General features: G+C 46.0%; 7 protein-coding genes. All 7 read right to left on the reverse strand.

All coding sequences use genetic code 11. From position 1 onward, the window contains the following. Positions 1-396: 396 nt before the first annotated feature. Complete coding sequence (locus tag KDK16_RS06045) at positions 397-1,836, reverse strand: hypothetical protein (RefSeq protein WP_257275170.1); 1,440 nt, start codon at positions 1,834-1,836, stop codon at positions 397-399. A gap of 215 nt (positions 1,837-2,051) precedes the next feature. Next, a complete protein-coding gene (locus KDK16_RS06050) occupies positions 2,052-3,536 on the reverse strand; it encodes a hypothetical protein (protein ID WP_257254426.1) in 1,485 nt (494 codons plus the stop codon). Between the two features lie 287 nt (positions 3,537-3,823). Next, on the reverse strand, positions 3,824-5,533 hold the full coding sequence (locus KDK16_RS06055; protein ID WP_257275171.1) for a hypothetical protein: 1,710 nt from the start codon (positions 5,531-5,533) through the stop codon (positions 3,824-3,826). Positions 5,534-5,853: 320 nt separating this feature from the next. Continuing rightward, positions 5,854-7,284 (reverse strand): hypothetical protein, encoded by a 1,431-nt coding sequence (locus KDK16_RS06060; protein WP_257275172.1) that lies wholly within the window; start codon positions 7,282-7,284, stop codon positions 5,854-5,856. 241 nt (positions 7,285-7,525) lie between these two features. Further along, positions 7,526-8,455 (reverse strand): hypothetical protein, encoded by a 930-nt coding sequence (locus KDK16_RS06065; protein WP_257275173.1) that lies wholly within the window; start codon positions 8,453-8,455, stop codon positions 7,526-7,528. Positions 8,456-8,631: 176 nt separating this feature from the next. Then, positions 8,632-10,116, reverse strand: coding sequence for a hypothetical protein (locus KDK16_RS06070; protein WP_257254422.1), 1,485 nt, complete (start codon positions 10,114-10,116; stop codon positions 8,632-8,634). A gap of 105 nt (positions 10,117-10,221) precedes the next feature. Beyond that, positions 10,222-10,828 (reverse strand): hypothetical protein (locus KDK16_RS06075; RefSeq protein ID WP_257275174.1); only part of this gene is annotated, 607 nt, incomplete at its 5' end.

A 10,828-nucleotide genomic window follows, 5' to 3' on the forward strand; every position in this document is an offset into this window, starting at 1 on the left:
ACAAAGACCAATACGTGCAAGAGTAGACTTTTAATGGTTCTATCCTTTGTTTTCTGTGGATAGGAGCAATGAGGATAGACGAGAGGACAAGGGGCAAAGAACTAAAACATAATGGTTCATGCATTCTCCTATCCATGGCAAACGTGCTGAAATTTTACTGAAACACCGATGTCTGATACCTGATGACTGTCGTAAGAACCGGTTTGAGAAAAGCGATGAACTTCAGGGAAGATGACAGAGCTACAGCAAGGCGATTACCCGGCCCCGATTGAGTCCACCTGAATCGTCGAATGCGAGTTGTGATGACGACTGTCCGGTTTTTTAAAAATCGAAATAACAAATAGTGTGATATCCATCCCTTCTGAAAGCTTGCTTCGGGCCTGGCTGGGAGCCCGATCATTCTGTACCTTCCGGAGGGTTAAGGTGATCATCTCGATCTGCATCAAAAGGCTTGCGTTTTCGATGCACTTTTGCCTGATGGGTCTGCGCATTCTCGCTCATTATTCCGCCTGAACGCTGGCCATCGTCCCCGATCGCTGTCCCATCACTGGCCTGTGATTCGGGGTGATATCTTAATTTGTGATCTAACAGCGATTGAGCCGTTGGAAGGGGCTCATGACACGGCTGCTGCTGGCCATCCTCCCCGATCACTGTCTCGTAACAACGGTGTGTCTCGGGATAGATAAAGAGTCTTGCCTTTTCCGAGCTGCTTTTTCTCATGCTGCTCAAACCCTCAAGAAAGTGCAGACGACTTTTCGTGTGGTATTTCGTTTTGTGCGCCCGCATAGCTTTCCTGTTATTGCAGAAAAACCCGCATGGCCGCAGCTGGTCATCCTCTCCGTGCATGGGCACTTTACAGGTCAGTTCCCCGGCTTTCATGGCTGCCGCTGCATCCGGTACACAACATGTATTGCTGCGGCTATTAGCCGGAAAGGTATTAATCGATATTGTCAGGGCTTGTGGCTGAAAATGGTGCAGGATTTGAGTGAGTTCATTCATCGTTTCAATAGAGCCTTGTTCGGGTATTCCTTGCGCAGGGGCTGTCGGACTTCCTTCCGAATTCAGCAACCTTTCAGCTGACTCGCTACCAGATGATTGTCGGAGTTTACAAACGCCATGACAGGAATCGACGTAACAATCTAAACCGAAAGTATGTTCGCGTTGTTCAGGGTCTTCGTTACCGTCACCAGAGCCCAAACCCAGAGGACTGGTGATAGAGCCTGTAAGTTGGGCGGTTGTTCCTAAGGCCTGATGATCAGCTGAGGCTGATGATGGATTTTGTTGGTCATTTTTTTGTTCACCACGCCCGGGAAGTACCATATTAGTGATCACAAACGGGTGATCCGCCTGTGCCAACATAGATGCCGCCTCCAGTTGATCCGTTGGGTTAAGCAACCATGAATCGGGGTTCCAGTAGCTTTTCAAAAGAAAGTCGGCAACGACAAACGCTCCTACTATAGGTATCCATGAATAAGGTTTGGCACTCAGAGCGGTGTCATGGGGGGTAAAAGCCAGTTCGTAAACAATCACCAGGTTGGCGGCGTGAAGCAAGTGCCATGAGATCGACTCAATGAGAGATGTTTTTAACCCATAACCACCAATTCCCTGTGATTTGTCGTCAGACGGAAAAATGAGTCCTTCATAGCCACTGTCGGCATGGTATGAAGGGTTGTCTATAAATGAATGCTGGACAGGCCTTATGGAAAAAGTCACGTCTGAGGAACCTCCATCCTGTCCAAGCTCGACAATAAAGCGACTTTCCAATGGTTCGGCCTTACAGATGACAGACAACGAGAGCATCAGCAACAGCAGCACCACAGGGAGCGGTTTTCTCAAAGCTATATCCTTACATCTATTTTTGTGTTTCGTATTTTCTAGTCAGTCAGGTTAGACCAAGGAAGTGACAGATCAAGAAAGTAAGCGTTTTTCCTCAACAAACGCTGTCGTTTTTATTCGAGATGACCACGGATAGCTAGTCATCATGTGGTATAGGAACTTCCATGGATGGATGCCCTCTCGGAAGCGTGTTTTGAGTCTGATTGGAAGCCGAATTACTGTTTATCTTTTGGAAAACCGAGGTCATTACCTTGTTCCAAATCAACAGGCTTGTGTTTTAGATGCTTTCCTCTGTGATCGAACTGCTTGTGATGGATCAGCTCTTCAAAATCCTCGCAGACAATTCCGCATGGCTGTTGGTTATTCCCACCGGCCACCGTCTCGTCACAGATTTGCGGCTTGTGGTTGCTTCTTTTGTGATCCAGCAAGCATTGAGCATTATCGAAGACCGCCCCGCATTTTCGCCGCTGGCCATCCCGCCAGAGCACTTTATCTTCACAAACTTTCAGATAAGAGTGGCCTTTATTTTTGGCCATATCGTCCATTATGAATTTACGTAGCCTCCGTTGCCTATTGTTGTATTCTCTTAATTGTCCCTGCAAAGCTTTATCACTCCTGAAGACCTTCCCACATGGCTGATGCTGTCTATCGTCCCGGGTCACTGTCTCGTCACGGATGGGTTCTTCAGCTGTACTGGCTGCCCCCACACTCATTGAATCTATAGGGCGTTGGCGATTGGTTGGATTGTTATCAAAGCGTCCAGTGACATAGAAATAATGATCGCGTTGATTACCGATGACATTATCAAAGGCATTATCGAGATCGAAGTGAATTACTGCATCGCAATAATCCCATGCAGAGTAGTATCGATCAGGGACATCGTGGAATGAGCTTTGTTCAGGTTCTGCTCCTCCTCCAACTGCTGTACTGTCCATGGAATTCAGCCACCCTTCAGCCAGCTCAATCCTGCTGGATGCTGGTCGGAAGATGCAAATACCTTTACAAGGACTGACGCGACAATCTAAACCTAAAGTATGCTGGTGTTGTTCTGGACCATCGTTACCATCGCCTGAACCGGAAGACAGGGGACCGGTGAGAGCACCTGTAAAAGTGCTTGCCCCTGAGGCTTGCTGTATAGATGACTCTGTTCGCTCTTCTCGTTGTTGCCTTTGTTGTTGGCCATTTGCGGGGAGCATCATAGTATTGATCGCAAACGGGTCATCCTGACCGGCCTCCGGTTTATCTATCGGGTTGAACAGCGGTGAATCGGTGTTCCAATAGCTTCCTGAAAGCCAGCCAACAGCGAAAAAGGCTTCTACAGGTATCCATGAATAAGGTTTGGCACCCGGAGCTGCGTCATCGGTAGTCATAGCCAGATCGTAAGCAACCAACACACTAGTGGCGTAAATCAATTGCCACGAGACTGACTTAATAAAGGACGTTTTCACACCATAACTACCGAGTCTATGTGGTTTGTCTTCGGACGGCAAAATTGCTTCTGTATAGGCGTTTGTGTCGACAAGGTGTGACGGAGTGTCTGGGAATGTGTGCTGGCCAGACCTTATGGAAAAGATCCCCATAGGAGAGCTTCCATCCTGTCCAAGCTCGACAACATAATGCCTTGTCCATGATTCAGCCTGACCGATAGCAGACATAGAGAGCAGCAGCGACAACAGTGCCACAGAGGATGAATTTTTCATTGGTTCCCACTTTGTTGATTGTTGTGTCTTGTTTTTATTTTTTAGAATGGAAAGGTAGATCAACAAGGTGTTAGATCAAGAAAATAAGCGTTTTTTTAAAACAAAAGGTTAAAGCGGGTAGGTAAAAAAACCTCTGATGCAAGACATGAGCGGGCTTTTTTATTAAAACGGAGTCGGCATGACAGTAAAAGGCGACGAATGTCTGCCAGTAGTTTACCCATCATGGTGGAGTGGTTCTTGAGTATATTTATGGCCTTCCGCGCACCCACACCCTCTAAGTGAAAGCTTTAACGAGCGCTCTTCTGCATCAGGGGCCTGTTTTCACAATTTGCTGAAGCCGTGCCTTTATCCGCAATTAAAAAGTTTTTAATCAGATTAACCAGTTTTTGTAAATGAGCAATATCTTTTAAATTTCTTACTGAAGAATAAACATATCGATAAGTTTCTGTGGGTTCAGTTGTATAGGGTCCGCTGAATACAGGGGGCTCGTCATCCCGAGTTATCCTGTTGCCATCTGCATCTATAAAACAAGCCTCCCAAAAAAGATTGACTGCTTCTTTTCGATTGTTGGCGGAAAGGGCAAAGAAAATTAATGCCAAATTACCAACAGGCTCATATTTATCTTCTATGGATGAGCCTTGTTGAAGAATAGTGTTTACACGCTCTACCTCTCGATGGGCAATCTTCTCTGCGAGAGTCTGGCGATCAGTATCCAGGCCTTCGATGACATCTTGTCTGAACTGATGCAAGTTCCAACTTTTATGTGCACGAGATTTCGTTAACACCCTGGCCATATGAAAAAGTGAGTGACTAAAGCCAAATTTGAAGGTATGGGCACAACTGGCACAAAAACCAACAATATATTCATATTCGTTCCCAAGGGCATTGCACATTGCAGCAGCAAGGTGCACATACTCGTCGCTTCTGTCGTGCTTTGTCACGAGCACTCTGTAATTCAGAAAAGTTAATATTGGATCAACAAAAAATTCAGTTAAAGCACTGGAGAATGTTTCTTCGTCAACCTTTGAAAGATCAAGTTCTTCAGAATCCGATAAAGCATAGGCCCCTTCATAAGCTCTTTTAGCAAGACACCATTCAAGACTGGGTAGATCAATATCCCAGAGCAGGTCGCCACCTATATGACCATGGATAGGATAAGTTTTCCGACGTTTAATCTCTCTTTGAGCAGGGGGAGGAGAGCCTTGCTGAACCCCTTCAGCTGACTCGCTACTATCGAACGATGGTCGTATTTTACAAATGCCATTACAGGAATCGACGTAACAATTCACACCCAAAGTATGCTGGTGTTGATCAGGGTTTTCTTTACCGTCGCCAGAGCCGAAAGACAGGAAGTTGGTGAAATAAAAATTGCCTGCATGAGTGGCCACTCCTGAGGCTTGCTGACCGGAGGATGCTGATGGCGGGTTTGGTTGGCTATTTTTTTGTTGGCCATTTCCGGGGAGCATCATAGAGATGATCGTGAACAGATGATCCTGATTCGCTTCTTGTTGTTGAATTTTTTGCTCAATCAAGTTAAGTGATTCAGTCGGGCTAAATATTGATGAATCGGGGTTCCAATAGCTTTTCAAGAGTGAGCCAAAAGAGACAAACACATCTGCAGGTATCCATGGGTAAGGTTTGGCTTTCAGAGCGGCGTCATTGGTGGTCACAACCCATTCGCAAGCAATCAGAACATGAGCAGCATAAATCAATTGCCATGAGATCGACTCAATAAAAGAGGTTTTTACCCCATAACTGTTAATCCTGTGTCGTTTGTCATCAGGCAAAATTGATTCTGCGTAGCCGTCTGTATTGACGGGGTAGGACGGAGTGCCCGGCAATCTACGCTGGTCCGGCTTTAAAGAAAAACTCCCGCTTGGAGAACCTCCGCTCTGTTGGCGCTGGACGACAATACTTCCTGTCGAGTGTGCAGCATGAAAGATGACAGAAACCGAGAATACCGGCAACATCAGTGCCAAAGAGAGTATGTTTTTCAAAGCCTAACCTTAAATCTGTCTTATATTTCGTACCTAATGTTTCGTGTTTTGTTTCGTGTTTTCATTTTTTGAAATGAAGCTAGTTCAAGAAAGTGATAAATCAAGAAAGTCAGCGTGTCTTTCCAGAAAAACCAAAGGTTGCACCGGGAATAAAAAAACACTACTGCAAAACATGGGCAAGGACTTTTGTTCATCGGTGTCCCGGCATTACAAAAAAAACGACGATTGCCTTTCAAATAAGAGATTAACCAAATGTTGGAATAGAAAAAGTCTCTCTGCTGTTCGGAGAACTATAACCAATCCAGACTGAGATCATCAGCCTACTGCACGTAAAAAGACTTGCCTTCCCGATGCATTCTATCGTGAAACAACCACTCTGGAAAATCTGCGCAGACTTTTCCGCATGGGTGAAGATGGCCATTCTTACAGACCACTATCTTGAAGCATTTCCGCGACTTGTGGTATGCGTTTTTATGACGCGCCAAATCCAGAGCATTTTCGCAGACCAACCTGCATGGGTACTGCAGGCCATCTTCCAGGGTCTCTGTCTCCTGACAGGTCTGGGGCCCAGTGTGGAATTTTAATTTGTGACACGACAGGAACTTAGCATTTGGTAAGACCTCACCACACGGATGCTCCTTGCCATCAGCCCCAACCACTGTCTCATCACAAGGGTTTGGCTCGGGATAGTAACAAGCTCTTCTCATTCTCATTCTGTTGATGCTTTCAAGACAGTGATAACGCCGAAATTCGTGGTCTTCTACGTGATCCCGCACAGCTATCAGACTCTTGCAGACCACCCCGCATGACCGCTTCTGGCCATCCACACCAAGTACTTGCAAATGACAGGTCAGTCCCTCAGTCAAATCGACTGCCATTGCTGCGACTCCTTTTGCAGTCAGTGATTGTCTGTAGTTGCAGCCATTTCCCGGGTCGGTTTTAATCGGTGATCTACGGGCGTGTGGCTCAGAATTGTCGAAACCCAGCGCCGCTTCAGCTGAATCAGAACTATCGGATGATGGTCGGAGTTTACAAACGCCATCACAGGAATCAACGTGACAATTTAAACCCAAAGTATGCTGGTGTTGTTCGGGGCCTTCGTCTCCGCCACCAGAGCCGGAATCCGGAGGGCTGGTGAAAAAACCTGTCATTTGGTTGCTGGTTGCACCTGAGGCTTGCTGACCGGATGATACTGTCGGCTGGCTTTTTTGTTGGCCATTTTGTTTTTGGCTCTGTCCGGGAAGCATCATAGAGGTAATCTTGAACGGGTCACTCTGACTTGCCTCCAGTTGATCCATCGGGTTAAAAAGCGATGAATCAGGGTTCCAATAGCTTTTCAAAAGCAAGTCGACAGCGACAAATGCTTCTGCAGATATCCATGAATAAGGTTTGGCTTTCAAACCGACGTCATGGGTGGTCATAACCAGTCCGTAAGCAACCAGGAAATGAGTGGCGTAAATCAGTTGCCACGAAATCGACTCAATAAAGAACCTTTTTAGCCCGTAACCGCGCGGTCTGTGTAGTTTGTCATCGGGCGACAAAATGAATTCTGCATAGCCGTCTTTGTCGCCAAGGTATGATGGGGTGCCCGGCAATATTTGCTGATCTGGCTGTATAGAAAAGCCCCCGCTTGAAGAACCTCCACTCTGTTGAGGCTCGACAACAAAAATTCTTGTTAACTGTGCAGCCTGACAGATGATAGAAAACGAGAATAGCGGCCAAAACAGTGCCAAAGAGAGTGTTTTTTTCAAAACATTAACCTTACATCGTTTTGTGTTCTGTACTTTTTAAGATAGAAAAGGTAGATCAAAAGAGAGTCATAAATCAGTCATAAGCGACTGAAACAACTTTTCGCTCTACTCTGGGATGAAAAATTTTTTGTGATAAAAAAAGCCCGCTACTGCATAACAACAGCTCTTGAAGGTTTTTGCGCATTGTCTTGCATTGGGCCCACTGGCCATTCTTATTGGGCACCATCACGTCACAAAACAGTTACTCTGTGCCACCTCTTTTGGCCATTTCTTCGGCCGCAACAGCAGCCAATCTGAGCAGATATTCCTTCATTCGCTTCATGAAGAATATTCTTTCCGAACACACGCGAATTCTGGCCCTGCGGTTGATCAAGTTTATCTGCCGCTGCCGCTCACGAGTCAATGTTACAAAAGGCGAGCTTTGTTCAGGTACTGCTCCGGTGTAGCCTGTCGAAGTTTCTACGAGATTCAGCGACCATTTAGCAGAGCCATCGCCATCGCCATCGCCATCGCCATCGGATAATGGTCTGAGTTTACAAACACCATGACAGGAATCGACGTAACAATTTAAACCGAAAGTATGTTGTTGTTCAGGCCCTTCGTTACCACCGCCAGAGCCGAAATTTTCGGGTCTGGTGAGAGAGCCTTTGAATTGAGCAGTTTTTCCTGAGGCTTGCTGACCGGATGATTTTGTTGGCTCGTTTTTTTGTTGGTTTTTTTCTTGGCCATTACCCGAGAGCGTCATAGTGGTGATTGCATATGGGTCGTCCTGACTTGCTTCCAGTTTACCCATTAGACTAAACAGCGGTGAATCGGTGCTCCAATAGCTTTGTAAAAGCCAGCCGACAACGAAAAACGCTTCTATTGGTATCCATGAATAAGGTTTGATGCCCAGAGCGAAGTCATTGTTGGTCATAACCAGTTCGTAAGCAACCAGAAAATGATTGGCGTCAATCAACTGCCACGAGATCAAATCAAAAAAGCCCGTTTTTACCCAAAAACCGCCAAATCTTTGTGGTTTGTCGTCAGGCGGAAAAATTGATCCTGCAGAGCCGTCTGTTTCGGCAATGTATGATGGGTTGCCTAACATCGGCTCGTTAGGTTTTATGGAAAAGCTCCGGCCCGGAGAACCTCCATCCTGTTGAAGCTGGACAACAAAACTTCTTTTCAATGGTGCAGCCTGAGAGATGACAGACGACGAGGACAGCAGCAACAGCAGCGTCACAAAACGTAGGTGTATCAAGAACTTTATCCTTACATCCATTTTATGTTTTAACTTTCTTAGGTGGGGAAATTAGACCAGGAAAATGATAGATCAAGAGAACAAACCTCTTTTTTGTCATCGACCTACTGCCTATCAACAGACTCACTTTCTCGATGTATGCTAATGTGACGAAAGTACTCTCGAAGATCCGCGCAGACTATTCCGCATGGGTGAAGGTGGCCATTCTCACAGAACACTATTTCGTGGCATTTTCGCAGCTCGTGGAATCTTTTTTTATGACGCACCAACTCCGGGGCATTTTCGCAGCTCTGCCCACATGTGTGTGGCAGGCCATCCTCCCAGAATTCTTGCTCTTCACTGATTTGTGGTCCGGTGTGAAATCTTAATTTGTGACACCACAGGGACTGAGGATTATCCAAGACCACACCACACCGTTGCTCCTCGCCATCCGTACCGGCCACTCTCTCATCACAAGGGTGTTGCCCGGGGTAGAGAGAGGCTCTTCTCATTCTTATTCTCATTTTCATCATGTCGATTCTGTTAAGAAAGCACTCACGCCGTTCCTTGTGCTTTTCTATGTGGTACCGCACAGCTTTCGAACCCTTGCAGACCATCCCGCATGACCGCTTCCGCGCGTCCACGCCAAACACTTTTAAATCGCAGGTTAATTCCCCGACTGCCACAGCAGCCAATGGGTATGTATTCTTACAGCCATTTCCAGGGTCGGTTTTAATCGATGACCGATGGACGCTTTTCTCAGAATCACCCAGAGTTTGACCGAGATCATTCTCTCGTGGGAAAGGCAAGCCTTGCTCTGTTGTTCCTGCTGCATGGTCTGTCAAAGTTTCTAAGAAATTCAGCGCCCCTTCAGCGGGCTCAGTACTATCGGATGATGCTCGTAGTTTACAAACGCCATGACAAAAATCGATATAACAATTTATATCCAAAGTATACTGGTCATGTTGTTCAGGGCCTTCGTTACCCCCGCCAGAGCCTGAAGACAGTGGGCCGGTGATAGAGCCTGTAAGATGAGTAGTTGCCCCAGAGGCTTGCTGACCGGATGATGCTGATGACTGGTTTGGTTTGTTATTTTGTTTTTGACCTTGTCCGGAGAGCATCATTGTGGTGATCGCAAACGAGTCATTCTGACTTGCCTCCGGTTTATCCATTGGGTTCGGTGAAACGGTGTTCCAATAGTTTTTTTCTAAAAGCCAGCCGACAGCAACAATCCCTTCTGCAAATATCCACCAATAAGGTCCGCCGTCCTGAGCCGCATCTTTGATGATCCAGAAGAGTCCGTAGGTAAGCAGCATATAGACAGCCCAATGCAATTGCCATGAAATGGACTCAATAGAGGTCATTTTCAGCCCATAACCGCCAAGCTTTTGTGTTTTGTCATCAGGCGGCAAAATTGATCCTGCAAAGCCGTCAGTGTCGACAATGTCTGACGGGCTGCCCGGCAATGAATTCAGGTCTCGCTTAATAGAAAGGCTCTGATTCTTCTGTTTATGCTCGACAACAAAATGTCCTGTCAACGGTTCGGCCTGACAGATCAAAGATAACGACCAATGCAGCGACAGCAGTGTCGCTGAAAGTGTTTTCTTCAAAACTCTACCCTCAAATTCATTTCGTGTTTACAAGTTGAAAAGGTAGGCCAAAAATGTGGTAGTGCAATAAAATAGACAAAAGCCTCCCTGCTGTCCGGAGAACAATTACTCATCGGAACTTGATTCCAAGAATTGCGGAAACACGATATCAACACAATAACCGTTTATAGCCGAAGAATCGTGAGAGTCGAGCATAAGCTGCTTAACACTTGATGGCCAATTGTAAAACTGGATACTTGATGGAGGCCCCATCAACGTGTAATCAGTTAATTCAACTTCAAAGCACTCTCCATTTTTATTCCTTAACTGTCTAATCCCGTCCCTGAGAACCTCGGGATCGTCTTCATATCCTTCATGCATGTCACTAAACAAATCATTCTCAATCGTGGTGCAGAGCATTTCCCCTCCCCGTCGAATAAATTCCGAAAGTACAGGACCTAAATACCCTTGTGGATAGGCTGAAACCAGTAAACAATGACTGCAATCATCAGGCAGGCACTTGTCAATATCTTTTGGGAATTCAGCTTGTTCAACAGGTAAAAAGTTAGTTAATGGTTCTTTGTCATAGCATTTAACATTAATGTCGCCCATCAAACTAAAACATTTTTCAAGAAATGCTTGCCCCGAGCCAATACCAATAACTGTTTTTGGAAAAGCGTCTTGGTAAGCGCTTTCACATAGAGAGAGCATAACAGCCAGAAATCTTTCAGGC

It is taken from the genome of Endozoicomonas sp. SESOKO4 (genome assembly GCF_024606275.1).